At 60.3% G+C, this 25,499-nt stretch carries 25 protein-coding genes and 1 tRNA gene; 5 read left to right on the forward strand and 21 right to left on the reverse strand.

The window, feature by feature from the left end; translation table 11 throughout:
* Window positions 1–8: 8 nt before the first annotated feature.
* The 6 genes from RT614_RS05330 to RT614_RS29070 are packed head-to-tail and all read right to left on the reverse strand — an operon-like array spanning window position 9 to window position 4,671.
* Window positions 9–716, reverse strand: a complete 708-nt coding sequence (locus tag RT614_RS05330) for a TraV family lipoprotein (RefSeq protein WP_054470930.1) — start codon at window positions 714–716, stop codon at window positions 9–11.
* Window positions 713–1,954, reverse strand: coding sequence for a TraB/VirB10 family protein (locus RT614_RS05335; RefSeq protein WP_279968335.1), 1,242 nt, complete (start codon window positions 1,952–1,954; stop codon window positions 713–715). The genes RT614_RS05330 and RT614_RS05335 overlap by 4 nt, the downstream gene beginning before the upstream one ends.
* The gene (locus RT614_RS05340) at window positions 1,951–2,808 is read right to left on the reverse strand and encodes a type-F conjugative transfer system secretin TraK (RefSeq protein WP_054470928.1); all 858 of its coding nucleotides are present in this window, start codon (window positions 2,806–2,808) and stop codon (window positions 1,951–1,953) included. The genes RT614_RS05335 and RT614_RS05340 overlap by 4 nt, the downstream gene beginning before the upstream one ends.
* Complete coding sequence (locus RT614_RS05345) at window positions 2,805–3,578, reverse strand: TraE/TraK family type IV conjugative transfer system protein (protein ID WP_054470927.1); 774 nt, start codon at window positions 3,576–3,578, stop codon at window positions 2,805–2,807. The genes RT614_RS05340 and RT614_RS05345 overlap by 4 nt, the downstream gene beginning before the upstream one ends.
* Window positions 3,575–3,862 carry a type IV conjugative transfer system protein TraL gene (traL, locus tag RT614_RS05350; RefSeq protein ID WP_313620816.1) on the reverse strand — a complete coding sequence of 96 codons (288 nt, stop codon included), beginning with the start codon at window positions 3,860–3,862 and terminating at the stop codon, window positions 3,575–3,577. Before traL ends, RT614_RS05345 begins: the two co-directional genes overlap by 4 nt.
* Window positions 3,859–4,671 carry an OmpA family protein gene (locus tag RT614_RS29070; RefSeq protein ID WP_409558426.1) on the reverse strand — a complete coding sequence of 271 codons (813 nt, stop codon included), beginning with the start codon at window positions 4,669–4,671 and terminating at the stop codon, window positions 3,859–3,861. The genes traL and RT614_RS29070 overlap by 4 nt, the downstream gene beginning before the upstream one ends.
* Before the next feature lie 264 nt (window positions 4,672–4,935).
* Here RT614_RS29070 and RT614_RS05355 point away from each other — a divergent pair, with 264 nt between their 5' ends.
* Both RT614_RS05355 and RT614_RS05360 read left to right on the forward strand, forming a co-directional pair.
* Window positions 4,936–6,495: a type IV secretory system conjugative DNA transfer family protein gene (locus RT614_RS05355; RefSeq protein WP_175493132.1), complete on the forward strand. Its 1,560-nt coding sequence runs from the start codon at window positions 4,936–4,938 to the stop codon at window positions 6,493–6,495.
* Between the two features lie 35 nt (window positions 6,496–6,530).
* The gene (locus RT614_RS05360) at window positions 6,531–7,358 is read left to right on the forward strand and encodes a hypothetical protein (RefSeq protein ID WP_313620818.1); all 828 of its coding nucleotides are present in this window, start codon (window positions 6,531–6,533) and stop codon (window positions 7,356–7,358) included.
* Between the two features lie 116 nt (window positions 7,359–7,474).
* On the opposite strand, the gene RT614_RS05365 is transcribed toward RT614_RS05360, so the two are convergent.
* The 8 genes from RT614_RS05365 to RT614_RS05400 form a co-directional block, all read right to left on the reverse strand.
* Window positions 7,475–7,798, reverse strand: a complete 324-nt coding sequence (locus tag RT614_RS05365; RefSeq protein ID WP_313620819.1) for an H-NS histone family protein — start codon at window positions 7,796–7,798, stop codon at window positions 7,475–7,477.
* An 11-nt stretch (window positions 7,799–7,809) separates the two neighbouring features.
* Window positions 7,810–8,355, reverse strand: coding sequence for a lytic transglycosylase domain-containing protein (locus tag RT614_RS05370; protein WP_313620820.1), 546 nt, complete (start codon window positions 8,353–8,355; stop codon window positions 7,810–7,812).
* Window positions 8,352–9,035, reverse strand: coding sequence for a hypothetical protein (locus tag RT614_RS05375; protein WP_131727037.1), 684 nt, complete (start codon window positions 9,033–9,035; stop codon window positions 8,352–8,354). The genes RT614_RS05370 and RT614_RS05375 overlap by 4 nt, the downstream gene beginning before the upstream one ends.
* On the reverse strand, window positions 8,974–10,602 hold the full coding sequence (locus tag RT614_RS05380; protein ID WP_279968328.1) for an ATPase, T2SS/T4P/T4SS family: 1,629 nt from the start codon (window positions 10,600–10,602) through the stop codon (window positions 8,974–8,976). Before RT614_RS05380 ends, RT614_RS05375 begins: the two co-directional genes overlap by 62 nt.
* A gap of 13 nt (window positions 10,603–10,615) precedes the next feature.
* Entirely contained in the window at window positions 10,616–10,906 is a 291-nt protein-coding gene (locus RT614_RS05385) for a hypothetical protein (RefSeq protein ID WP_054470919.1), read from the reverse strand.
* A gap of 98 nt (window positions 10,907–11,004) precedes the next feature.
* A complete protein-coding gene (locus RT614_RS05390) occupies window positions 11,005–12,438 on the reverse strand; it encodes a replicative DNA helicase (RefSeq protein WP_313620821.1) in 1,434 nt (477 codons plus the stop codon).
* 11 nt (window positions 12,439–12,449) lie between these two features.
* Complete coding sequence (locus RT614_RS05395; protein WP_313620822.1) at window positions 12,450–13,061, reverse strand: ATP-binding protein; 612 nt, start codon at window positions 13,059–13,061, stop codon at window positions 12,450–12,452.
* Window positions 13,062–13,193: 132 nt separating this feature from the next.
* Window positions 13,194–14,000 (reverse strand): YdaU family protein, encoded by an 807-nt coding sequence (locus RT614_RS05400; RefSeq protein ID WP_076515825.1) that lies wholly within the window; start codon window positions 13,998–14,000, stop codon window positions 13,194–13,196.
* Between the two features lie 536 nt (window positions 14,001–14,536).
* On the opposite strand from RT614_RS05400, the gene RT614_RS05405 reads away from it, so the two are divergent.
* Both RT614_RS05405 and RT614_RS05410 read left to right on the forward strand, forming a co-directional pair.
* The gene (locus tag RT614_RS05405; RefSeq protein ID WP_279968323.1) at window positions 14,537–15,214 is read left to right on the forward strand and encodes an XRE family transcriptional regulator; all 678 of its coding nucleotides are present in this window, start codon (window positions 14,537–14,539) and stop codon (window positions 15,212–15,214) included.
* 145 nt (window positions 15,215–15,359) lie between these two features.
* Complete coding sequence (locus tag RT614_RS05410; RefSeq protein ID WP_313620823.1) at window positions 15,360–15,638, forward strand: AlpA family phage regulatory protein; 279 nt, start codon at window positions 15,360–15,362, stop codon at window positions 15,636–15,638.
* Window positions 15,639–15,978: 340 nt separating this feature from the next.
* On the opposite strand, the gene RT614_RS05415 is transcribed toward RT614_RS05410, so the two are convergent.
* From RT614_RS05415 to ppk1, 6 genes are all read right to left on the reverse strand, one after another.
* Window positions 15,979–16,055: transfer RNA gene (locus RT614_RS05415), tRNA-Pro, on the reverse strand.
* 162 nt (window positions 16,056–16,217) lie between these two features.
* The gene (pstB, locus tag RT614_RS05420; RefSeq protein ID WP_006221056.1) at window positions 16,218–16,994 is read right to left on the reverse strand and encodes a phosphate ABC transporter ATP-binding protein PstB; all 777 of its coding nucleotides are present in this window, start codon (window positions 16,992–16,994) and stop codon (window positions 16,218–16,220) included.
* A 48-nt stretch (window positions 16,995–17,042) separates the two neighbouring features.
* Window positions 17,043–17,897, reverse strand: a complete 855-nt coding sequence (pstA, locus tag RT614_RS05425; RefSeq protein WP_313620825.1) for a phosphate ABC transporter permease PstA — start codon at window positions 17,895–17,897, stop codon at window positions 17,043–17,045.
* 26 nt (window positions 17,898–17,923) lie between these two features.
* A complete protein-coding gene (gene pstC, locus RT614_RS05430) occupies window positions 17,924–18,940 on the reverse strand; it encodes a phosphate ABC transporter permease subunit PstC (RefSeq protein WP_313620827.1) in 1,017 nt (338 codons plus the stop codon).
* A 103-nt stretch (window positions 18,941–19,043) separates the two neighbouring features.
* Complete coding sequence (gene pstS / locus RT614_RS05435) at window positions 19,044–20,084, reverse strand: phosphate ABC transporter substrate-binding protein PstS (protein WP_008158040.1); 1,041 nt, start codon at window positions 20,082–20,084, stop codon at window positions 19,044–19,046.
* 444 nt (window positions 20,085–20,528) lie between these two features.
* The gene (gene ppk1 / locus RT614_RS05440; protein WP_313620829.1) at window positions 20,529–22,604 is read right to left on the reverse strand and encodes a polyphosphate kinase 1; all 2,076 of its coding nucleotides are present in this window, start codon (window positions 22,602–22,604) and stop codon (window positions 20,529–20,531) included.
* 219 nt (window positions 22,605–22,823) lie between these two features.
* Here ppk1 and ppx point away from each other — a divergent pair, with 219 nt between their 5' ends.
* Window positions 22,824–24,311: an exopolyphosphatase gene (gene ppx, locus RT614_RS05445; RefSeq protein ID WP_313620830.1), complete on the forward strand. Its 1,488-nt coding sequence runs from the start codon at window positions 22,824–22,826 to the stop codon at window positions 24,309–24,311.
* A gap of 154 nt (window positions 24,312–24,465) precedes the next feature.
* Here the strand turns inward: ppx and RT614_RS05450 are convergent, their stop codons facing one another.
* Window positions 24,466–25,284 carry a GNAT family N-acyltransferase gene (locus RT614_RS05450; protein ID WP_313620831.1) on the reverse strand — a complete coding sequence of 273 codons (819 nt, stop codon included), beginning with the start codon at window positions 25,282–25,284 and terminating at the stop codon, window positions 24,466–24,468.
* Window positions 25,285–25,499: the final 215 nt, after the last annotated feature.

Consider the following 25,499-nt stretch of genomic DNA (forward strand, 5'->3'; position numbering starts at 1 on the left):
TTCGTTCGCTACGGGTTGGTGATTTGTGGCATTCCTCCCATGTCCTTAATGCTGTTTTCCCTGGTGCTTGTTGCAGAGGATTCGGCGGGTTCCTGAGATCCGCCGGAGCGCGGCACACGCGGCGAACCGACAGCCTTCGCACCCGCCGGCCGCACCATCTTCGCCGGCGCCAGAATTCCTCGATTAACGAAACCAGCCGCCCCCATAGCCCAGCGGCGGGGCTGGACTTCGGTGAAGACGTACGAGGGGTAATGCAGGTCGTCACGTGCGTCAATCCACGGTGCCACCCAAATGCGCATCACCACGGCGGGCTCGCGAACGGGCTTACCGTAGATGTCGCTTCCAGCGCCCGGGCCAGCCCCGGCACCGACCGCCGTGACCAGGTCATAGGAGCCTGCAACCGTAGCTCCTTGCGTCCGCTGCCGATCGCTCTTGCCAGCCGGAAAGCTTCCGATCTGCACATTGCCCGCGACCGCCCCGGATTCAACGTCCTTCATGGTCACCCCGAAAGGCAAATCGCTCTCCCTCAGAGGCATCGGTTGATCGGTCGACTTGATGACGGCCATCGGCGTTTTGCACGTAATTCCGTCTTGCAGCGAATCCGGATTGTTCGGATCCATGCACGTGAACGAAGAGCGGCCGCCCGCGGGATCCAAGATCGACGCGCAACCGCTGAGGGCCACGGTTAACGAACACACCAATAGGAGCTTCTTCATTTCAGTACAAATCCTTTCTTAAGTGCCACGGTCACCTTCCTGCCGGCGTCAACTTCGAGCACCGGCATCATTTGATCTGCCAACTTCAGGTAGTACTCGCTCACGCTCTTGGCGGCGTCGGAGAGGCCTGTTGCGAGCCCGGTCTTTCCGATCGTGCTGGCGTCGACGGACTGAGTCTGGACGCTTCCCGAAGGGTTGAGATCCAAGCCCTGTACGCGGGTCGGCTTTAACGCGTCGCCGAATCCGGACAGCACGCCGGCCATCAACGTCTTTGCGATCAGCTGCCCCTGCTTGGAAACGAGCCGTCCCCGCACACCCACGCGCCCGTCTTCGCCTAGCACAAACCCATCCAGCGGAGCCTCTACGACGCGAGGCTCTTTGGTCGGATCGTCATTGGGAATGATGCAAGCGATACTCTCGGTGCGCAGCTGGGCACGCTCGTCGGAAAGTCCCCCGTAGCCTGCGACCAGCACGCGGCAATCATTCAGCGACTGCGACGTATGTCCATTGGGCATTGACGAAATGCCCTTAACGCGGAGGATTCCGGGTACCGCGTTCACTTTTGCCTTGGCGGACTGGTCCGTCGGAGCGTCCATACCCGTGATGAGGTGCCCTTCAAACACCGTGGTCATCGGGACGTATTCACCAGGAGCCTCGGAATCTGTCCGTGGCTCTTCGGGCTTTGGCGTGGCGTTCTCGGTAACCCGGATGCGAATGGCCTTCACCTCCGGACTGGCCGTGGGTGCGGCCATCGGAGCTCCGGAAGGCAAAGAAGAGGCTGGGGCATTCGGAAGTTGATATCCCGCACCCAACTCCCTCTTCCCTTCCAGCGAGTCCAGGCGTGTGCTCAGCTTCTGGACCTCAGAAAGAATGTCCTTGGACACGCCGTCCGCGCCTGGCGCCGATTTGATCTTGTCAATCGCGTCCTCCAAACGACCGAGGATTTGCTTCCGGGCCTCTCGCTCCTGCTTGATCTGGTCTCCAAGATCCTTCAACTGCTTTGATTGCGCCGTAAGGTCGCCAGCGAGCATCTCGACCGTGCGATCCTTCGGCTTTGGCAGCAGCATGTTTGCCGACACCGGGGGCTCGGGATTCTTCGGGACGCGCTTCTTGGGCGCGGGCTTCAGAAGAATGAAGAGCAGCACCACGACGACGATGAAGCTGACGCCGACGATCCCCAGACGAACACCCGAGCCTTGCTCGTTCCACCAGTCCTTCAGACCTTTCTTCTCGCTCATTGCGCTCCTCCCTGCCCCGTGGCGGACTTGTCCGCGACCACGAAGAGATCGGTCTCCGCTCCACCTCCCACGACGGAGGTTGGGAAGAATGCAACCCCGCGAACACCTTCCGCCCAGAAGGAGGGCTCTTGCAACTCCACCGTCCGATCAGCCGGTCCAGATACCCGGTACCGGTATATGTCGTAGTGCGCCCCAGAATGCCGCGACAGGGGCCGGATGCTCACCTCACCGATAGCTGCAACCGCAGAAGGCATGTATCCCTCAGCGTAGCCCTGCAATCGCCCTCCCGACGCAAGGGTCCGCAACGCGTAGACAAGTTGATCGGTGTACACATCAGACTTTGCACGCGCATCGAATCCGGACGTCGATGAACCACCAGCGTTAGACCCGCCGTTCAACTGAAGAGGAATCACCTGGTTGGGTATCGATTTCGGAATGAGGAGAAGCGAGATGACGGGATCCCCCGGCTGGTCGCCCGTGATGTAAATCGCCTGCGCATCAGTCGCACCATTGGCGTGCACGTACACAGACGAGCCGTTGGCCGTGATAACCATCTCCCCAAGTTGAGGCTTTTTGTCTTCGCCGCTCGTAGCGTCGATTACCTTCGCTCGCGCAAAAGGCGTCGCGATGCGGTTCATGTACGTGGCCGAGATGTCGACAGGCACGGTCTCCTCTCCCGTCACAGGGACCACGTTGCTCCGCTGGACGGCTTCGCCAGGCATGGTGCCGACACCAGGCATCGCCTGGCGTTGCACGGGAGTCTGTCCTGGGGGGGGCAACTTGTACTGGTCCACCGCGAAGGCGTTCGACGCGGCGCATGACGCCAGAAGTAGGCTATAAACGACTCGCTTCACTTACTCTCTCCTTGCTCATTGTTCTGACGCCGCTCGTCGCTCATCAGATCTCTGGTTTCGACGCTGCCGCCGGCCGCGCCGAAGCGAACAGCGTCGTCGAACCAAGGATCCTTTGCGGCGTCTTCCGCACGTTGATCCGCCGCGTGCTCAGCCGCCTCGCGCTCCAACGCGCGACGGTTTCTTGATTGCCAATGCTGGCTTTTCTCTTGCTTGCCTGGGTAGTGATCGAACTTGGAGATCTGCGGCCAGCCGTTCTCGATGGCGACTTGGATTTCGTAAACGTACGGAGTTCCTTTCCCGATCGGGCCGGCCGTAGTCGTAGACTGGAGCTCGCCCTTGATGAATACCGTCTTGGTGCGCGCCTCGTAGTCCATTCCGGTCGCAGTGAACGTCACGCTGCCTCCGCGGTCCTTGAACACAGGATCCATCGCAAGCGCGAAGAGTCGGCGCCTGACTTCCGGATAAATCGCTGGCGACGTGATGAGCCCCATCGCGTCTGCCACAAACGTCACGTTCTTGGGGCTCACGTTCCCCGTAAGGGTCGCCGCAGTTAATGCAACGCTGATCAGGTAGTCCTTGGACGCACTATCCGCACTGATCTCTGCCTCTACTGTCATGCGAGGCGGCACCAGGCGAGTCACGACGTCCTTCTTCAGCCAGCCGTACAGCGCTCCCAAGGTGACCACGCTCTCAATCAGAAGAATCACGAGCAAAAACTGGACGCTTCGCTCGGCGCTTCGCCAGGACTTCGTCAGAAAGTTGAGCTTCATGACCACAGCACCCCATGCTTCGCGTTCCGATACAGCTTGTTGATACCCGCCCAACCTGCTGCAAATACGATGTGTGGGATAGCTCCCATCATCTCGTTCTGCTTCCAGCGGCGCATCCGCGCTGTGAACCAAAGTCCGATGGCGGCGCCAACGAACGGCCACATGCCGCGAGCGATGTAGCCGCCCAGGAAGCACAGCATCAAGACCAGGAACTCGTCCAGTTCCCATAGAAGAAATGAAGGCATGTCGTCCGTGTGCGCAGGAATATCAATTTCGTCGATCATTGGTTGCACTCCTTGTTGTTCGAAGCAGGAACAATCCTTCCGCCCACGACTTGCGCTCCAGGCACATGGCATGCGGCAGATCCTGGCGAGACGGCTCCAGGGGATGGTTGTGGTTGACGGGCCGCGGATTCCGCGATGCCCGGATTGCTACGCGGCGTAGCTCCCACCGCCTTAGCTCCGCGCCTAAGTTGAGCCGGACGATCGCCGCTGACCAAGATCTCCACCCGGCGGTTCAGACTCTGATCCGCGAAGCTCACCGGTAGCCTCTTTCCGTACCAGCGCGCTTCGATTGATTTGGCGGGCACACCAGCGACCTCCAGCGCGCGTTTCACCCCCTCCGCCCTGCGCTTCGACAGGGCGAGGTTGTAGGCGTCGGTACCACGCTCGTCCGCATGCCCCACCACCAGATACGAGACGCCCTGCCCTGCAACTTGCGCGGCAACCAGCGCCGCAGCGTTCGTGGACGCCGACTCCGACAAATCAAAATCGAATCGAACGACTTGGCTCAATATGAGTCTCGGATCCTTCCGGTAACTCGTATCGATCCACGTTCCGGGACGGTACGTAGACGGCCCTTGAACCGACCACACCGGTTTGAGCTTCTCTGGTCCCACCCGTTTCGGTGTCGCGACCGCATGCTCAGAGTGCTCAGGGACGGTTACGAGGGCGGACGTCTCGGGCACGATCCACTCGCGCATATCGAACTGACCCTGGCCCTCAGGTGCTGCCGCCATGCTCGACGTCAGAACAAGAGCACTTCCTACCAAGCCAATAAAACGCCGCATTCGGACGCCTCCCACTATTTGCATAGCGTGGTATTTTAGCGATGAATGTTTATATCTCAACCTGTGAATGTTTATTTTTTGGGCGTCGGGCCACGCGCCCCAGGGAGCTAGGAGGAAATGAAAGGAATAGGCTTTTTTGGAAATCGCTTGGGCGGGGCGGCCGACACCCTAGCCTTAGCGGCAATTTCGTCGTCAGTGTTGACCACGTCCCCGTTCTTCAGCGGCCTGCCTACTGTGCCCTCATACGCTCTTGCTGGGCTAGGTGCTGCATGGGTGGCCGGACGCTGCATGCACGGCTTGGCTGGCATGCATCTATTCCGCTCAAAGCTCAATATCCGTTCCAGCGACCTGCTCTCAAACGATGGCATGCTGATCGGGTATACGACTGATCGCGGGCGTGCCGTTCGGCTCCCAGACGAAGCGCTGCCGTACCACGGCATGGTCGCGGGGCGAAGCGGCTATGGAAAAACGACTTTTGCCCGGCTGATGATGCTGCAACAGATCATCCGAGGTGGCGGGTTGCTCATGATCGACGCCAAGCTCGACAGCGACGACATGTCGTGGGTTGCGCAAGTCGCCCGCTGGGCCGGACGATACCAAGACATGCAGTTCATAAACCTCGGAGATCCCGCCAACAGCAACAGCTACAACTCCGTTCTTGAAGGCGACCCGGACGAGGTCGCCGACAGAATATTGACGAGCCTCCCCGCTCCAGAAGTGGCCCCGGCCGCGGAGCACTATCGTCAGTCCGCAAAGCAGGCACTCGGGGCGATCGTCGGAGGAGTCCAGGCGCTTGGACTGGCATACAACTGCATTGATCTCTCCATACTGCTACACAACGAGCGCGCACTATCCGAGCTAGAAGAGCGCCTTCGCTCCGTGCTGCCTCACCATCCCGCAACGAAGAATCTTTCGCTTTGGATTGAGCAGTACCGAGGTGGTTTCGGGAACGACACGGGACCGGCCTCAGCCAGGATCAACATGAAGCGTCTGAAAGAGACCCTAGGCGGCATCGCCGGGCGGTTGCATGCGTTCGGCACTGGGACCTTCGGCGAAGTCGGGTCGTCGTACAGCCCGGACGTACGTCTGTTCGACAGCATGATGTCGAACAAGATTACATACGTCTCTTTGCCAACGATGGGGAAGGACGAATCCGCCCGAAATTTTGCGAAGATGCTCCTGGCAGATCTTCGATCCGCTATCGCGCGGATACAGCAGCTACCGAAGTCGCACCGATCGCGCATCCCATATCTCGCCCTGCTGGACGAGTTCGGCGCCTACGCGCTGATGGCGATGAATCGAGTATTTGAGCAGGCAAGAAGTGCCGGAATTTCGGTGTGGGCGATGTTCCAAAGTATCGCCAACCTCGATGCCGTGTCACCAGATTTTCGCGACATGCTGGAAGAAAACACCGATACAAAGCTGTTCTTCAAGCTCGCGAGCCCGAAGACAACTGAGGAGGCAGCCAAGATGATCGGCAAAGGGACATTCTCCAAGACGACCATCAGCGCCACCAGCCGTGCGTCCGAGTCGACGCCAAAAATCACGCCCGCGCCGGAAGGCGGGCTCAGCACTGATGCGGGATACGCGATCGCAGAGTCAGAGGAGGAGCAGTACCGCGTCACTGAAGATGACCTGAAGAAGGTCGATCGTGGTGAGTGCATCATGCTCTATCAAGGGTGCGAGCTATTCAACCTGCGGATACCAAACATCACGATCTCGAAATGGCTATCGTCCAAGGCAGCTCCTATCCGCGTCAATCGCACCAAACGTAAACAAGTAAAAGGCTGCGACTATTTCAAGAATGCGGACCGGTATCTGACCGCAGCAAAGGCTGCCAGAGCTTGAAGCACGCCCGAACCTCTATCACCGCTATGCACGCTATGGACAACAAAGGTTATGGTCGAACAAATTCAATTTTGGGGCTTGATAGCTCTCGTGATAGTGCTTGGCCTACTTCTGGCGAGCTGGACGAGGGCGATTTTGATCTACCTGTTTACGGATCTGGTATCACCTGGCCTGACGGCAGTGGCGAAGCCAGTTCTACTTTGGATCGCCTACTTGCTCAAGACAATTTGGCTGGACCATTGGGTGATCATCCAGAATTTGCTGAAGCCACACTCCGCGATCTTCCCTTCCCTATCTGCAAGAAGGAAGCACCCAGTCGAGAAGTCATAGCCAAGCTGACGGTCGATGACTTTGAGGAAGGTCCGGAACGATGGGCGCTTCTGGCAATCAAAACGGCCGTACAGCTTCTGTTGAACAGTCGTGCGAAAGATCGGGACATCATGAACGCCGGCCGTTGGCTCCTGGGATTCGATGATGGTCCTCTCTCGTTCGAGAACTGCTGCCGCGTTCACGGGGCCCGACCGGGCGTCGTACAGCTACGTCTGCAATTCGAACTGTGGAAGCGGTGGCACGTATTTTCAGAGCCTATTCAACTTGGTCTATTTTCTTTGCCGGAGGAGGTTGCAGACTCCATTCGCATGCGCGGCGGCCGCGCCGCAGTGAACGTGGCTGAGCGGATATGGCAGCAGCCGGGCATTATGACGTCGGACGCCGTGCGAGATCAGGACGAGTGCGCCGCACTTGAAAGGCTCGATGAGGCTTCTCTCGCATCCCAACAGGGAGACAACTGGTATCTCACCGGACGCAACCCCTCGGCAAAAGGAAGGCGGGACAGCAGCTGGTCCGACCTATTCCCGTGGTGACGACTAGTTGTCGAACGATCGTCCGAGGTGGGCTGCGTGCCCGGCGGACGTGGTGCTACGGCGAGAGCGACGAAGAAAAGGCCCTGTACGGGCCTATTTTATTGAGCGCGAGAACCTCAGGCGGGAATGAGGTAGTCGTTTCGAGAGGCACCGCCGAGTTCGGCGGCGACGAGCCAGCGCGGAGCCCGCCCTCGCCCCGACCAGGTTTCACCAGTGTCAGGGTGGCGATACTTGGGCGCCACCATTCTTTTGCCCGGAGCCGCCTTGGACTGTGACTTGGTGCCCGCGCGCGCTTCCTTGAGGTCCTTCAGGGTGATCCCGTTTTTTTCGAGTTGGGCCAGAATCTGGCGGATAACCACGGCCCGCTTCTGAGCTCGCAGATCGTCGAGCTGTCGGTTCACCCGCTTGATACGATCCTCCAAGGCGTGTTCGTTTCGCATAATTCTCTCCCTCAGTTCTGTATGTGAATGACAATCTGCTTTGCCGTCAGCGCTCCACTTGGCCGCGGCATCGCCGCTTTCCTTCGGGTGGATTCCGGTTCTCCAGCGAGCACCTCTTCCAGCGCCTTCTTGACCCTAGCGATGTACCACTGTTGGCCTTTCTCATTGGGAGACCCATAGTGGCCGACAGCCTTCCATGTGTTGCCATGGCGTGCAATTTCGTCTGCGTAGATCCACGCGCCAATGTGGATGTTCAAGCATGGCTCCCAAAGGTGCTCACGTGTGATTCCGTAGCGAGGCAGCCGTTTCTCGATCCACCAGCTGTTTATTTGCATCACCCCGACGTCTTCGCTGCCGTCTCGGTTCAAGGTGTCGTTCAAGGCGTTCGCTTTCCACCTTGACTCATGCCACGCTATCGCACGCAACATGATTTCACTGACCCCGTAGCGTTCCGCTGCCTCTCGAAAGCAAAGCGTGCCCTTCGCAATTGGGCTCGACATCGAGGCCGGCGAGACGACCATCAATGACAATAGCAATAGCGAGGCCGCGGTTCTCATGCGTGCCCCATCGCCCGCGACACCAGTCCGCTGCACAGTTGGAGAAACAAGGCTTCGTCGCCTTGCACTCCGTCAGGCGTCAGAACGAACTTCCCGGCGATAGCGACTGTTGGCGTTGCGTCCACGGCGTATGCGATCATCGACCGGGGAAGCTCTGCGACCTCCGCCGGCGACAGACTCTCCCAGGCCTCCTCGAACGCCAGCACGCTCCCCCCCGCCGCGTTCACGATGCCACGCCAGGTCTCAGGAGCTCGCGGCGAGCGGCCTTCGCCTTGGATCGCGCGGTAGGCTGCATCTTCGAATCTCGCGACCGCAGGCCCCAACGCCTTTTGCGCGGCTAAATACCCTGCGGCTTCATGAATTCCCGTGCCATCCGCAAGCAGAATCGGTACGAACTCATATCGCCAAGGGGCTGGGAGACTCTTGGCCCACTGACGCAGTGGCGTGTGGAATGTGCGGCAAAAGGGGCAGCTAAATGAGAAAAAGATGCGCACCACTCGCTGGTCCGCCTCAACCTCGGCAACCTCTCGGTATGGCATTGGCGGGGTATATGGCTGTCCCTTTCCGTCACCACCCATTGCCATGGAGGGTTGAGCCTTCGCCACCACGTGCAGGGCGCTAGTTGTGGCTAATGCCAGCACGGCGGTAATGCAGGAACGCCTCATCTTGAATTTGCTCATTGCTTAGTAGTCCTTGGTCAATGCACATAGCGAAAAGCGATTGCCGTCGCTCGCCTCGTTTCCACTCTTCGATCACGTGTTCTACTGGTTGTTCTGCCAGGATCCCGTTGTCTATGAAGTATCCGAGGAGGTCCACCGCTTCCTTTGTTCGGCCTAAGCATTCGATGACCTGGAGGCGCGTCGCCGCTCCAGTCGAAATGAGCGCTTCCCACAGTTCAAGGATGCGATGTTCTTCAATGGCCGCGCGAGCCATCGTCTCCACCGCTTGATACGCCTGCGCGGGAGTTATCACACCGGAAGCGATCAATCTCTTGTCGAGCCTCTGCCGCTCAAACGTAGGCCACAGCGCCGGGTTCAGGAGGGACTGAATGGCGCTGAGCGTGGTTTTCCCTTCCCGCGCGAGGCGGACGCCCGCCTCCGCGAGAGTTTCGAATTGAGGTTGATAGCTCGCCGCTTCGTACAGTTCTTTGGCGTCTCCGCCGGCCAGAATCACCCGTCGCACGCGATCATCGATCTGGATAACCTCAAAGATCGGCATCTTGGTTTCCGACATGTCGTGGTCGCTCACAATGACCGGGAACTTGTCGTCCGGGTGATAGGCTCCGACGGCCTTCAACCACGCTTTGCTGGATTCGTTGGGTGCAACCCATTCGACCGTCGCCTCGGCGGGGATGGTCCTGACGAGGCGAGGCGCAATAATGAGTCGCAGCGTCTTCGCAATCAAGTCCCGGGGCATCTTCAGCTCGAGCAAACGCTCAATCACCAGCGCACTCGTATCCGAATGCGTGGTTGTCCAGAGCTGGCACCCGGTGTTCGCGTTACGGCCCAACGCCTCAGCGGTCTCTTCGTCCCGAGTCTCACCGATCATGATGCGGTGGGCACGCTGTCGAAGGAATGCCCTGGCTAGCATGGGATACGTGACCTTTCCCGGCACCAGCTCACATTGGTCTATGCCAGGCGTAGGTATCTCCACAGGTTCTTCTGCCGTCTTGACGTTCTCTCCCCTGTCGCGCAACTCGACCATGTATGCCATGAGCTGCGTCGTTTTGCCGCTTCCCATGGGGCCCGACACCACTACCGTTCCCGCGCGCACCGCGAGTGCCTGGTCGATTACGCGTCGGACTGCTAAGGGCATGTATATGTCACGGTAGGCAAGCCGTTGTGCTTGTTCCCGAGCGAGCCGAAATACGGCTGTTGAGCCGACGATGGTGTGAAGGAAGCTGGCACGGAGACTCAGTTTGAGCCCATCTTCCGGATAGCGAAGATGAATCGCGCCATCCATCGGTATGAACTGTTCGGACAAGTCCATGCTTGCACGTGCGCGAAGCTTTTCCTCGACATGCTTGACAAGATCTCCTTCGTACTCCGGCTCAAGCCAGCTGATTAGACGAACCCCCGAGTCAGCAACTTCAACCGGGCGCATGGCGCCATGGACGAAGCGAAGTTGAATGTCGGTCATGCCCTCCAATGCCGCTCGACGAAAGAGTTCGTTCAGGAAGTCGGCGGCCGGCTTGTCTTCCGGGCCCATGTAGATAAATTGATCGCGCTGACGGCCGAGTCTACTCATCGCTTCGTCCGCCTTATAGGAAGTTCTTGCACGTAAGACTGGGCCCGTAGAGCACGGCGCTTGCGTAGGTTTGCGCGCCGGAATCCACCTTTATGCTCAGCTCCAGGAGCGATAGACGAAGCTCGGTGTGCTCCGGTCCAGCAAACAGGTTGCTGGCGATAAAGCGCGTCGCGTCCATCGTCAGCCGAATCGGTAGTGCTAGCCGGTCCATCCGCTCGCACGGCTCGGTCGCCACCAGCGAGTAGCCCAGCCAAGCGATTGTCCCGAGAAATACGGCGGTGCCGAAAAACGCCTTGAATAGCATGACATCTCCATTGTCTATGCTTCGATTATATTTATGGCGCTTTTTATTTCATACCTAACAATGTGTACTTTTTGGTTTGTGGTTGGCTTTTTTGCGTCCTATGTGTCTGCATGCCTGTGAGGCAGCCTGTCGAAGCCTTTCCGCGCACGCTGCCCGCGGGATTCAACGGCAGAATCTAGGGGCGGCGCACCGTGGTAATCGTGAAACTTCGTCGCCATCCCCTTGTAAGCCAGCAGCACCTTTGCCAGCTTTCCGCCTCTATGCTTCAGGATATGGAGCTCTGCACAACCCGGATACGGAGTATCCGGGTCATCTTGCTCGGGTCTGTATATCCCCATCACAACGTCGGCATCCGCCTCGATGGACCCTGAGTCCTTAAAGTCGGCGAGCAGTGGACGTTTGTTGGTTCTTCGATCGATTTCGCGGTTCAATTGGGACAGGAGCAAGATAGATATGCCAAGCTCCTTTGCGAGGCTCTTGAGACCGCGCGTGATAGTTTCAATCTGGCTGTGGCGCTTCTCTTCAGTCCCGACCATAAGCTGGAGGTAATCGACGATCAAGACGCGCAGGCCTGATTTGCGCTTCAAAGTTCTCGCCTTGGACGCTACATCGAGAAGCGTCAAGCCTGAGGTTTCGTCGATGAACAGCGTGGCTGTGGCCGCAAGCTGTCCCGCTGTGACGAGTCTCGCCCAGAAGTCACTTTGCACTGCTTCTGGATTGTCCGCCTGGAGCGCATCGATCGAAATATCGGACCATTGAGCCAAGGTACGCCCGGTGAGCTCCTCTTCGGGCATTTCTTGCGACAGATACGCCGTCGGGACTTGCTCTGCAGCCAGGTGACTTCCAACCGTGCCGGCCAATGCCGATTTCCCCATTGCCGGGCGACCGCCCAGGACATACAACCGCCCCGGCAACAGTCCGCCGTGCAGCGCCTTGTCCAGATCGGTCAGCCCTGTAGAGACGACGTCTCGGGCTATGCCTCCCGAAATTCTCTGGTCCAGCTGTTCAATGAAGCGTGCCGCTGCGGCAGCGATGGGCACAGCGTCCCGCTTGACCGTTTGCTCCCCCAGACCGCCGATCAATTTCTGTGCATGGTCGAGGAGTTGGTGAACGTTCCGGCCAGCTGGTTCGGATACAGAAGCTTGGATCTCCGACGTCACGAAGATCAGCTGTCGGAGCAGGGCCTGTTCGACCACAATCTCGGCGTACCGAATTGCGTTTGTGGCACTGGCGCACTCCGCGGCAAGCGAGTTGAGATAGGGTAGCCCGCCGGCGCGGGGTGCTTCGTTGCGCTCGCACAAGAGATCGTGCACGGTGATCACGTCAGCCAATTGCCCCCGACAAATCAGGGAAGCGATTGCACTGAAGATCAGGGCATTGCCATGGGCGCCAAAGTGCGAAGCGCCAATCCTCACCGGCGCGATGCGGTCGAAGGTGTCATTGTTAACAAGCAGGGCTCCGAGCAAAGCTCGCTCCGCCGTGCCAGCCCGAGCGTGCAGTGGGCTATCACCCTCCGGAATTGTGCGGCGCATTTCTTCTGAAACTACTCGAACGAAACAAACTTGCCGCCGTTCTCACGCAGCCGCGACGCAATACGATCGCCGACGGCACGCAAAAAAGTGGCTTTTCTAAGGTGAGTGGTGATGACTGTGGGCTTTACCTCTTCGAAGCGGCGTTCGATGAGTTCAAAGATCGCATGTCGACCCGCCTCATCCCAGGGGTGCGAGAGCAGCCCATCCAACACGAGTAGGTCGGGATTGGCTAGCTCGGCGAGGGCATCCTCCCCGTACTCGACGACGGCAGCGATAGCCCGACGGGCGCGTATAAGCCGGCCGGTGCGACCGCTTGCGATAACCGCAAACAGCATCGCCGTCGCCAGGTGCGTTTTGCCCTTCTGAGGCCCCCCCAACACCATGGAAACGCCGTCGTAGCGCGCGACGTTGAAATGCTTGCTGTAACTCTCGCAAGCCAGTTTTCTCGCTTTATGTTCTTCGCTGTACGCGTGAAAGGTATCGAAGGTGCAAGACTTGTACCTTGTGGGTACGTGCGCCTTCGCCAGCACCTCGTCGCCGGATAGGCATGGAAGCGGCTCTGCATCGTGCTTCTGGCCACTTTCACCCTGAAACAACAGGCGCCGCAGCTCGTTAGACAACATCACTTGATCTCCTTTGCTGACCCGCTGCTTTATTGCAGAAGGTGACAAAGTTTCGTAATTATTTCTTTCTATGTGTGTAACTTCGTGGCTAAACATTGCCGTCGTAACAAATTTGGCGCCGTTTTGTAAAATCTACTCGCGGTGATAGTGGTTTTCGACGCACTTCCGAAATCCGTCGGGGGAGATGAGAAAGTCCAGACTGGCGACGAATGGTGGTCGTCCCGGATCTGACGGTGGCGCCTGCCCCGTCAAGAAATCGGACTCGCTGCATATCTCGAAGAATGTGTGCCATGCGTCCAGGCCCTGCTGCATTGTGTGATAGCCAAACGGAGGCACGTCCAGCCTCGCAGCCTGCTTCCAGCGTGCTGCGAGGAGCTTTCGCCGACTGTCATCAAGCACTTTGATCCTGGGGTTGAGGGGCATTCGGTCGTGATAAATCTCTACGAGCCGCTCGTGGGGGCACGGCGGCAGTCCCTCAACCTGCGCAGATTCCAAGCCATCGCCCGGACGAGAGCCAGAACCTAGCGCTAACCCGCCAATAACCCGCTGGGTTTCGTCCGGGTTTCCCGTATCGGGTCTTCCGTCGCCTCCAGGTAGCTCCTGAGGCGGCACCGACTTTCGCGGACGGCCACCCTTTTTCCCGTTCTCGCGGGACTGCTGTCGCCGCTTATTGCCCGCGGCGATCTCTTCCTCGCAGCGCTTATGCCACCACCCGCTTTCCGTCTGAACGAAAAACTCCCTCAGCACCACACCCACGGCCTTGCGCTCGTCGTCACTCCGCGCGAGCAGTTTGCGGCAGAGGTCGGCCTCGTCTAAAGGCAGCGCCTTCTCGATGGTGTAGTAGTGGTCAAGCAAACGGCGGTACGCCCCTTCTTCCAAAAGAGTCAGGTGCCGCGTGTCCTTGACGTGGTCGCCGATGTTATGGGGGTAGAAGTGCATCGCAGTCTTGTCCGGTCAGACATTGAGCGGCACGGATTGCAGAAGATGGCATTTCATGGGCGAGCACGCAGCGCGTCGAGTAGCGCGGCTCGTCGCTCCGCGCCGGCGAACTCAGCCGGGTTTTGAATGTATCGGACGATGAGCGCGTCACGCTCTGAGATGAGGCCTTCCTGAATGAGCCCCTCCAAAGAAACGCGACTCTCGCTATTTATCTCCACTAAAATGCCTCGCCGAAGAGGCATCGCCGTGTCCCCCTTTAACCAAAGGCTGGATTGGGGCGGGGTTACCTCAGCAAGCCGCGCCAGCGCTGCGACTATGCCAGCCGTCCGCCCGCCGATAGCGACGGAAGAGTTGATTCGGTCGGCTTCGACTATTGTTGCTCTTGTCGAGGTCGCGAGCTTATTGGAAGTAGCCATGGGCGCGAATTCGGTTAAGTAAAAGTTTTCGAATATTAAGCGATACTTTATGGAAGGTAAACCCCGATGACACAAAAGACAAAGAGGCCTGAAGGCTCCACGTCTCCGCAGCTGTCACAGATGCAACGCGACTTTGTCGCAAAGCTGGATTTTCAGATGCAGTCGAATGGCGTCTCAGCCGCCGCATTAGCCGAACGGCTAGGCGTCAGCACGCCTGCCGTCTACGGATGGAGAAACAATGGCCGGTTCGACCGCGAACATGCGGTGGCTCTAGCCCAAGTCTTTGGTACCTCCATCGCTTATTGGCTCTCTCCCGAGATTCCCGTCGCCGCCCCTACTGACCTTTCGGCCCTCGCGGGATCGGACGCAGAGACCATCGACATTCCTTTCCTTGGAGCGCGGCTGAATTACGGAACTATGTTGCCGCCAACGGCATGCGCAATCCGACACCTGCGGGTTAGCCGGGCCTGGCTCAACGGTCGCCTTCCTCTGGACGCGAACCTAACTAATGTGGGGTTTGTGTACATAGAAGGGGCGTTCATGGAACCTACGTTCCGTCAGGGCGATATCGCGTTCGTGCAAAGCGATGTGAAGGAAGTCAATGCGGACGGCCTGTATCTCATCCGGCAGGGAGAGCAGGTTGACCTTCGCTTCGTCCAACGTCTTCCAGGCGGGGGGCTTCGGCTATCTACCGAGAGCACAAAGGTCGCCCCGATCGATGTGCCAGTTCAGGACCTGGATGATTTCGTTCAGGTGGTCGCACGCGTTCCTTTCACCTGGGCCGAGCGACTCGCATGACCTCCGAAATTTAATCAAAACTTGACACTTAATAAAGCAACACTTATCTTTATGCCAACCTACTAGCCGGGTCGACGCCACACGTCGCCGCGTCGGAGGCGACGAACTCGCCTCTCTTACCTCGGGCAGAAGCAAAGGACGGCATATGGATGCGCGCGAGATCGACACCAACGAATTCGCTCAGGAACCGAGCGAGCAACTTCTAGAATTGCCTGCGGTCATCAAGGCCACGGGCATCAAAAAGACCAAGATTTACGAGGGAATCAAGGACGGGACGTTCCCGGCGCCTGCGAAGGTGGGGCGCGCATCGCGATGGCCCGCATCGGAGGTCCAGGCGTGGGTCCGCGAACAAAAGAATGCCCGCACCACTGCCGCCCCCAGGGAACGACCCCTCAGCTACAACCGGATTGTGCAGCACGCATAGTCCCGGCGTCTGGATGCGCGCATCAGCGGATCAGTAGGCACCCAGTACTTTCGAAGCCAGCCGACGTAGCTGCACCATTCTTCGAACAGCACAAAAAGCCGAGCACTATGCTCGGCTTTTTTTCGTCGAATTCCTTCATCCCTGCCCTTTCGCGCCCATCTCCAGCAACAAGCGAAACGCTTCGCCGCGCGAGTCTCCTAGGTGGCACAACGTCGCGCCTGGAGCGCGTCTGAATTGCGGCTCCACTCAGCTTTGGCTTTGTTGTCCCATATGTTGTCCCATAAGCCAAGCAAAGAAAAAGGGTTAGCTCAACAACATTGAGCTAACCCTTTGATTTTATTGGTCGGGGCGGTGGGATTCGAACTCACGACCCTCTGCTCCCAAAGCAGATGCGCTACCAGGCTGCGCTACGCCCCGAAGGGTGGAAACTATAACAGAAACCGGCCTGGCGCGGCGCTGCGCGGGCAATCCGAAGTTGGGCGCAGTGGCGGACGCCGCGACCTCGCCGCAACGGACCCGATATGAAAAACGGCGCGCCTTCTGGGCGCGCCGTGTCGGGAACCGCTGGAGCGGGAACGTTCAGCCGAAGCGGCCCGTGATGTAGTCTTCCGTTTCCTTGCGCGAGGGCTTCACGAAGATCTGGTCGGTCTGGCCAAATTCCATGAGCTCGCCCAAATACATGTACGCCGTGTAGTCCGAGCAGCGCGCAGCTTGCTGCATGTTGTGCGTGACGATCACGACGGTGTAGTCGTTCTTCAGTTCGGCGATCAGTTCTTCGATCTTGGCCGTGGAAATTGGATCCAGCGCCGAGCACGGCTCGTCCAGCAGCAGGACTTCCGGCTTGATCGCGACGCCGCGTGCGATGCACAGGCGCTGCTGCTGCCCGCCCGACAGGCTGTTGCCGCTTTGGTGCAGCTTGTCCTTGACTTCGTTCCACAGCGCGGCCTTGCTCAGCGCCCACTCCACGCGTTCATCCATCTCGCCTTTGGACAGGCGCTCGAACAGACGAACACCGAAAGCGATGTTGTCGTAGATGCTCATGGGGAACGGGGTGGGCTTCTGGAAGACCATGCCGACCTTGGCGCGGATCAGCGAGATGTCGGTCTTGGCCGTCAGAAGGTTTTCGCCGTCAAGGATGATTTCGCCCTCGGCGCGCTGGCCGGGGTAGAGCTCGAACATGCGGTTGAACGTGCGCAGCAGCGTCGACTTGCCGCATCCCGACGGGCCGATGAAGGCGGTGACCTTCTTCTCCTGGATCGACATGTTCACGTTGCGGATCGCGTGGAACTTGCCGTAGTAGAAGTTCAGGTTCTTGACCTCGATCTTGTTCTTGACTGCGGTAGCGGTGTTTTCCATTGCGTTTTCCTTGGCTCCGGCGCGCCCAGCGCGCCGGCAAAGCGATCTTTACTTGCGGAACATGTTGCGGGCAATGATGTTGATGCCCAGCACCAGCAACGTAATCAGGGTGGCGCCGGCCCAGGCCAGGTTGTTCCAGTCCTTGAAGGGGCTGGCGGCGTACTGGTAGATGACGACCGGCAGGTTGGCCATCGGACCGTTCATGTTCAGCGACATGAACTGGTTCGACAGCGCGGTGAACAGCAGCGGCGCGGTTTCGCCGGAGATCCGGGCAATCGCCAGCAGCACGCCGGTGATGATGCCGGACTTGGCGGCGCGATAGCACACCAGCGTGATCATGCGCCACTTGGGGCAGCCGAGCGCGGCGGTGGCTTCGCGCAGGCTGTTGGGCACCAGCATCAGCATGTTGTCCGTCGTGCGCACGACCACCGGAATCACCAGGATGGACAGCGCGACGGCGCCGGCCCAACCCGAGTAGTGCCCGACCTGCGCCACATAAACGGCATAGATGAACAGACCGATGATGATGGACGGGGCCGACAGCAGCACGTCGTTCAGGAAGCGCGTTGCAGGCGCCAGCCAGCCACGCTGGCCGTATTCGGCCAGGTAGGTGCCGGCCAGGATGCCGACCGGCGTGCCGATCAGCGTGCCCACGCCCGCCATCATCACGCTGCCGATGATGGCGTTGAGCAGGCCACCGGCCTGGCCAGGAGGCGGCGTGATTTCGGTGAACAGCGTGTACGAGAGCGCGGGCGCGCCCTTCATCAGCAGCGTCAGGATGATCCAGAACAGCCAGAACAGGCCGAACGCCAGCGTGCCCATCGACACGCCGAGCATGATGCGGTTGATCACGCGGCGCCGGCGATAAATGCCGTTCTGCATGTTGAGTACGGATACAGCCATGGTTTTTTCCTTGTGCTCCGGGCGCGTCAGGATTTCTTGCCTTCACCGGCGGACAGGCGGACCAGCAGCGCCTTGGCCAGGGCCAGCACAATCGTCGTGATGAGGAACAGGATCAGGCCCAGTTCCAGCAACGCGGCCTTCTGGATGCCGCCGGCTTCGTTGAATTCGTTGGCCAGCGCCGAGGCGATCGAGTTGCCCGGCGAAAACAGCGAACCCGACCACTTGAACGCGTTGCCGATGACGAAGGTCACGGCCATGGTCTCGCCCAGGGCGCGACCCAGACCCAGCATGATGCCGCCGATGACGCCCGACTTGGTGAAGGGCAGCACCACGCGCCACATCACTTCCCAGGTCGTGCTGCCCAGGCCGTATGCCGATTCCTTCAGCATCGCTGGCACCAGTTCGAACACGTCGCGCATCACGGCGGCGATGAACGGGATGATCATGATCGAGAGGATCAGGCCGGCGGTGAAGATGCCGATACCGAAAGGCGGCCCCGCGAACAGTCCGCCGATCAAGGGCACGTTGCCCAGGGTGGCGATCATGAACGGCTGCACGTATTGCTGGAACACGGGCACGAAGACGAACAGGCCCCACATGCCGTAGATGATGGACGGAATGGCCGCCAGCATTTCGACCGCGGTGCCCAGGGGACGGCGCAGCCAGGTCGGCGAGAGTTCGGTCAGGAAGATGGCGATGCCGAACGACACCGGCACGGCGATGATCAGCGCAATCGCCGACGTCAGCAGGGTGCCGATGATGGGCACAACCGCGCCGTAATTGGAATTGACGGGGTCCCAGTCATTGAGCCACAGGAACGACAAGCCATATTTGGCCAGCGATTCCCGGGCGCCGTAGATCAGGGAGATAAGAATTGCCGCCAGCAGGATGAACACCAGGAAGGCGAACGTGCGGGTCAGATTCTTGAACAGCGCATCCATCAGCGCATTTTTGGTTTGCTTCATAGGCGAAGGCGTGCCGGTAGTCACGGAATCCGCCACGCTGGGCGGAAGCGGCACACTATTATCCATTACCGCGCTCATGGATGGACTTTCCTTAGGAAACCTGGGGGAGATGCAGGTAGGTCATGTTGCAGGCGGCGGCCCCATCCGCCTTGAAACGTCTGGGGCCGCACGATCCCGCTATTTACTTCCAGACGGCCTTGCCGTCGGCGGACTTCACTTCGCCCCAAGCGGCGCGAATTTCCTTGGTCACGGCTTCCGGCAGCGGCACGTAGTCCATGGCTTCAGCCGACTTGGCGCCGTTCTTGAACGTCCAGTCGAAGAAGTCCAGCACAGCCTTGCCCTGAACCGGCTTGTCTTGCGACTTGTGGATCAGGATGAAGGTGGCGGCGGTGACGGGCCACGAATCGGCGCCCGGCTCGTCGGTCAGGACCACGCCCATGCCCGGCGCGCTCTTCCAGTCGGCGTTGGCGGCCGCGGCGGCGAATGCCTTCTGCTCGGGCTGGACGAACTTGCCGTCCTTGTTCTGCAGTTGGGTCCAGGCCAGCTTGTTCTGCTTGGCGTAGGCGTATTCGACGTAGCCGATCGAGTTCTTCAGCTGGCCGACGTAGGCGGCGACGCCTTCGTTGCCCTTGCCGCCTTGACCGGTGGGCCACTTGACGGCCTTGCCTTCACCGACTTGCGACTTCCAGTCGGGCGAAACCTTGGACAGGTAGTTCGTCCAGCCGAAGGTCGTGCCCGAGCCGTCCGAACGGTGCACGACGATGATGTCGGCCGCGGGCAGCTTGACGTCGGGGTTCAGCGCCTTGATGGCGGCGTCGTCCCACTTCTTGATCTTGCCCAGGAAGATGTCGGCCAGGACCTTGCCCGACAGCTTCAGCTTGCCCGGCTCGACGCCGTCGATGTTCACGACAGCCACGGTGCCGCCGATGACGGCCGGGAACTGCAGCAGGCCGTGCTTTTCAAGGTCGGCTGCCTTCATGGGGTCGTCCGAGGCGCCGAAATCGACCGTCTTGGCGATGATCTGCTGCTGGCCGCCGCCCGAACCGATGGACTGGTAGTTGACCGCGCTGTTGGTGGCAGCCTTGTAGTCCGACGCCCACTTGGCGTAGATCGGGTACGGGAACGATGCGCCGGCGCCGGTGACATCGGCAGCCTGGACGGCAAACACGGCGGCGCTCAGCGCGACGCCCAGGGAGACTTGCTTGAAGACACGTTTGAACATCTGGGTTCCTTCTGTGCTCGTTGGAGGAGTCTTGGCAGGCTTTGAAATCTGCCTGTCTTTCAGCGACCCTCGCATCTTAGAAGCCCAACGTGACAGGATAGTGACAGTCATATTCCCCCCCCGGAGCGCTGCGCGCTTCCCCCCCAGGGGGGCGCCGGTGGCGGACCGGCGTAGCCGGATCCGCGCGGCCTGGCTTGGGGGCGCGTGCCTCGAATCTCGTGATGGGTCGTTCGGGGCGGGCTGGAATCGCGCAACCTTGCCTGGAGGTATGCGCCCGAACGTCGTTCGGGATGGTGGGCGAGTTTGGCAGGCGCCGCTAACTGCACTTGCCGAGACAAGCCGGCACTTAAATTCGGGGACCGGCCCCATTAGAAATTGAGGTCCGGTCCGGGCCAGTGCTCCGCCGGAGGCGGCCGGCGGAGGACGGAGCAGATAGATTGAGGCTTACACGCCCAGCTTCTGCATCAGGAACTGGTGCAGGTTGTAGGGCTCGCGGCGGCTTTTTACTCGGGCGTAGCCGCCGTCGGGCTGCTGTTGCCAGGCCAGTTGGTTGTCGCGCAGGGCGTAGGTGAAGGCTTCGTCGATGACGCGTTTTTTGAGGGTCTTGTCGTAGATGGGGAAGGCGATTTCGACGCGGCGGAAGAAATTGCGGTCCATCCAGTCGGCGGACGAGAGGTACACCGTCTCTTCGCCGTCGGCGTAGAAATAGAAGACCCGGGAATGCTCCAGGAAGCGGCCGACAATGGAGCGCACCCGGATGTTTTCGGACAGGCCGGGCACGCCGGCGCGCAGGGCGCAGACGCCGCGCACGATCAGGTCGATCTTCACGCCTGCCTGGCTGGCCTTGTAGAGCTCCTCGATGATCTGCTCTTCCAGCAGGGAGTTCATCTTGGCCATGATGCGCGAGCGCTTGCCTGCCTTGGCCGCCCGCGCCTCGGCGCGGATCAGGGCGACCATGCCTTCGTGCAGCGTGAACGGGGATTGCATCAGCGACTTGAGCGCCCGGCGGGCGCCCAGGCCCGTCAGCTGCGCGAACACCTTGTCCATGTCCTCGCAGAGCTTGGGATCCGCGGTCAGCAGGCCGAAATCGGTGTAAAGGCGGGCCGTGCGCGGGTGGTAATTGCCGGTTCCAAGGTGGGCGTAGCGGCGCAAGCGCCCTTTTTCGCGCCGCAGCACGACCGCCATCTTGGCGTGCGTCTTGTGCGCCACCACGCCGTAGACCACGTGCGCGCCCACCTCTTCCAGCTTGGACGCCCAGTTGATGTTGGTCTGCTCGTCAAAGCGCGCCATCAGCTCCACGACCACCGTCACTTCCTTGCCGGCACGCGCCGCCGCCAGCAGGATTTTCATCAGCTCGGAATCTTCGCCGGTACGGTAGATGGTCTGCTTGATGGCCATCACGTCGGGATCCAGGGCGGCGGCCGTCAGGAAGTCGATGACCGGCTGGAACGACTGGTAGGGGTGATGCAGCAGGCGGTCGCTCTCGGCCACCGCCTCGAACAGTTCGGCGGGTTTGTCGCCAATGCGGTCGAAGGGCGCGGGCACGGGCGCGCGGTACTCAGGAAACAGCAGGTCGGGGCGGGCCGCCGAATTGCACAGCTGCATGAGGCGCGACAGGTTCACCGGCCCAGGCACCCGGTAGGTGTCATCCGGCTTGAGCGAGAATTCCCGCTGCAGGAAGGTTTCCAGTTCGACGGGCGTCAGCTTGTCGATTTCGAGCCGGACGGCGGCGCCGAAGTTGCGCTGGGACAATTCGCCCTGCAGCGCATGGCGCAGGTTGGTGACTTCTTCCTCGTCCACGAACAGATCGCTATTGCGAGTAACCCGCCACTGGTAGCAGCCCAGCATCTCCAGGCCCGGGAAAAGCTCGCCCACGAAGGCGCGCAGCAGCGACGTCAGCAGGATGTAGCCTTCGGGCTGCCCGGACAGCTCCTGCGGCATCTTGATCAAGCGCGGCAAGGCGCGCGGCGCCTGCACGATGGCAATGGATGCCTGGCGGCCGAAGGCATCGGCGCCCGACAAGGACACGATGAAGTTCAGGCTTTTGTTGTAGACGCGGGGAAACGGATGAGCGGGATCCAGCCCGATCGGCGTCAGCAACGGCATCACGTCGCGATGAAACACGTCGCGCGCCCACTCCTGCTGCTGCGGATTCCATTCGGACGCGTGATGCAGCGAGATGCCCTCGGCGTGCATCGCCGGCAGGATCTCGTCATTGAGCAAGTTGTATTGGCGCCCCACCAGTTCATGCACCGCCTGCTGGACGCATTCGAACGCCTGGTCCGGCGTCATGCCATCCGGCCCGACCGTGTTGGGCGACTGGCGCTGCTGCTCTTTCAGGCTGGAAATCCGGATTTCGAAGAACTCATCCAGATTGGAACTGACGATGCACACATAACGCAGCCTTTCCAGCAGCGGCGTCTTGGGATTCTCCGCCATCGCCAACACGCGTTCGTTGAATTTGAGCAGCGACAATTCGCGGTTCATGAGCAAAGGCTCGCCAGGCGGGCGTGAGGGCATACCGGATTCCAGGGGAAAGGAGAGCGTGAAGTTTTACTTCAAAATAGTGACGCTTCTATGACAACGGCACGATTGTTAGCGTACGCCAAATACGGGACATATTGGACGTTGCCGCGATGCTCCCAAACCCTTGTTACGTAAGCGAAAAGCCGGAGGCGGGGGCGCTGTCACATGGGGTCTCTATAATCGATCCACCTCACAGCCAATATTACGAGCCGCATGGATCAACTTCTGGCCGCGGTGGACCTCGGGTCCAACAGCTTTCGCCTCTCCATCGGACGCATCGTTCAGCAGGACGGTACGCCCCAGATCTATCAAATCGACCGACTCAAGGAAACCGTCCGGCTTGCCGCCGGGCTGGACGCAGAGAAACGGCTTGGCGACGACGCCATCGACCGGGCCATCGCGGTCCTCGAACGATTCGGCGACCGCCTCCGCAGTTTCCATCCCAATCGGGTCCGCGCCGTCGCCACCAACACCTTCCGCGTCGCGCGCAACACTCGAGACTTCCTGCCCCGCGCCGAAGCCGCGCTCGGCTTTCCCATTGAAGTCATCGCCGGCCGCGAAGAAGCCCGTCTGATTTTCTCGGGGGTGGTCCACACCCTGCCCCCCTCCCCCAATAAGCGCCTGGTCATCGACATCGGTGGCGGGTCCACCGAGGTCATCATCGGCAAAGGGCACGAGCCCGGCCTGATGTCTTCGCTGTACATGGGTTGCGTCAGCTACAGCCGGCAGTTCTTCTCGGACGGCGTGGTGGACGCGCACCAGATGAAACAGGCCGAATTGGCCGCCCGCCGCGAAATCGAAGTCATCGCCAAGCAGTACCGCAAGACGGGCTGGAAAGAGGCATATGGCTCATCGGGCACGGCCAAGGCCCTGTTCGCCATCCTGACGGAAGGCGGTTATTCCGATCGCGGCATCACCCGCGCCGGCCTGACCAAGCTGAAAGATCGCATCGTGCGGTCGGGCCGGGTCATTCCGTCCGAACTGCCCGGAATCAAGATCGAGCGCGCCGACGTGCTGCCCGGCGGCCTGGCCATCATGAGCGCGCTCTTTGACGAGCTGGGCATTGACGTCATGCACACGGGCGACGGAGCGCTGCGCCTTGGCGTGCTGTATGACCTGTTGGGCCGCGACGACGAACACGACAAGCGCGACGAGTCCGTGCGCCAGTTCATGAAGCGCTACCACGTGGACGTGAACCAGGCCCGGCGCGTGCGCCACGCCGCGCTGACGTTGTTCGACGCCATGTTCCCCGAAGGTCCGGAACGTGCCGAGCTCCGGCCCGCGCTGGGCTGGGCGGCCGACCTGCACGAAGTGGGCTTGTCGATCGCGCACAACGCCTATCACAAGCACACCGCCTACGTGCTTGAAAACGCCGACATGCCTGGTTTTTCGCGCGCGGACCAGCAGTTGCTGGCCTTGCTGGCGCTGGGGCACCTGGGCAAGCTGAGCAAGCTCGAACCTTTGGTGCGCACCCGCGCGCAGTGGAAAGCCATCCTGGCGCTGCGCCTGGCGGTGCTGCTGTTCCGCCGCCGCGGCGAGATCGAACCGCTTCCGCTGACCGCCTCGGTGCGTGACAACTCCATCGTCGTCCGGGTCAATCGCGAATGGCTGGCCGAACACCCCCTTAGCGACTTCACGCTGCGCGCGGAAGAAGCGGAATGGAACAAGGTGGGGTTTTCGTTCGAACTGCTGGAGTTCTGACAGACTGGCACGGGGCGCGGCGCTGCCGCGCTCCCTGCCTAGAACGGCGATAGATCGGTTTCGCGATCCAGCCGCCGGAGTTCCATGCGCAGCGGCCTGGTGGCCCGCCGTATCAGTCTGATCGTCAATCGGCGGAACAGGCGGCGCATGATGCTTAGCGCTGGCAGTCGGCTACGGCGTCGGCCACGGCCGGCTCGTCCAGGCCGAAATGGCGGCGGTAGCGCTCGTCCATGCGCCCCATCTTCAGCAGCACCGGGAAATCCGCCGCATTGAAATCCGGATCCCAGGCGGGTTCGCCGCAGACCGTGGCGCCCAGCTTCAGATACCCCTTGATCAGCGGCGGAACGCGCGCCGGCAGGGTGCTGTTGAGCTTTTCAACCGGATAGCGGTGCAGCGGCGTGACGCGCGGTTCGTTGCCCTGCGGCATCTGCTTGGCGACGGTGCGCCACACTTCGGCCGCCGTGACGCCATCATCGCGCAGGCTCACGCTGGCGCAGCCGAGCACGTATTCGTACCCGCCGCGACGCAGGTATTCGGCCAGGCCCGACCAGAGCAGCATGATGACCGCCCCGCCGCGGTAGTCCGCGTGCGTGCAGGAGCGGCCGACTTCGACCACTTCGTCCCGGATGGCGCCCAGGCCGGAAAGGTCGAATTCAGACTGCGAGTAGTAGCCGCCCGCTTCCCGCGCTTTTTCGGGGGTCAGGATGCGATAGGTGCCGACGACCCGATCCGTGTCGATTTCACGCACCATGAGGTGCTCACAGTAGGGGTCGAAGCGGTCTTGTTCGATGCCATCTTGCGCGTCCGGAAACACCGCGCCCATGTCCTCCGTGAAGACGTCATAGCGCAGCCTTTGGATCTGCTCTATTTCTTCAACGGTGCGCGCCAGGCCGACCGCCAGCACTTTCGGGGCGACGCCCGTCCAGCGTTCTGCGGCATTACGGCTTGGGTTGATGCGTGCTAGTTCCAGCATTGCGCGAAGCTCCTAGAGAGTCCAGCCAGTGTGGACGCCCTGTATGTCAATGACTTGACCAATATGTTACGTGACTATGAAGTTTGGTTCGGTACAGATGTGTTCACTTTTCGACCAGCGGATGCGCCTTTACAACTGAGGAACAAGCCGCGGACAAAAAATAAGGGCCACGCATCAATTAACGACGCGTGGCCCACATATTAAAACGAAAACTC

Source organism: Achromobacter sp., from assembly GCF_032102605.1.
GTDB lineage: Bacteria > Pseudomonadota > Gammaproteobacteria > Burkholderiales > Burkholderiaceae_B > Achromobacter.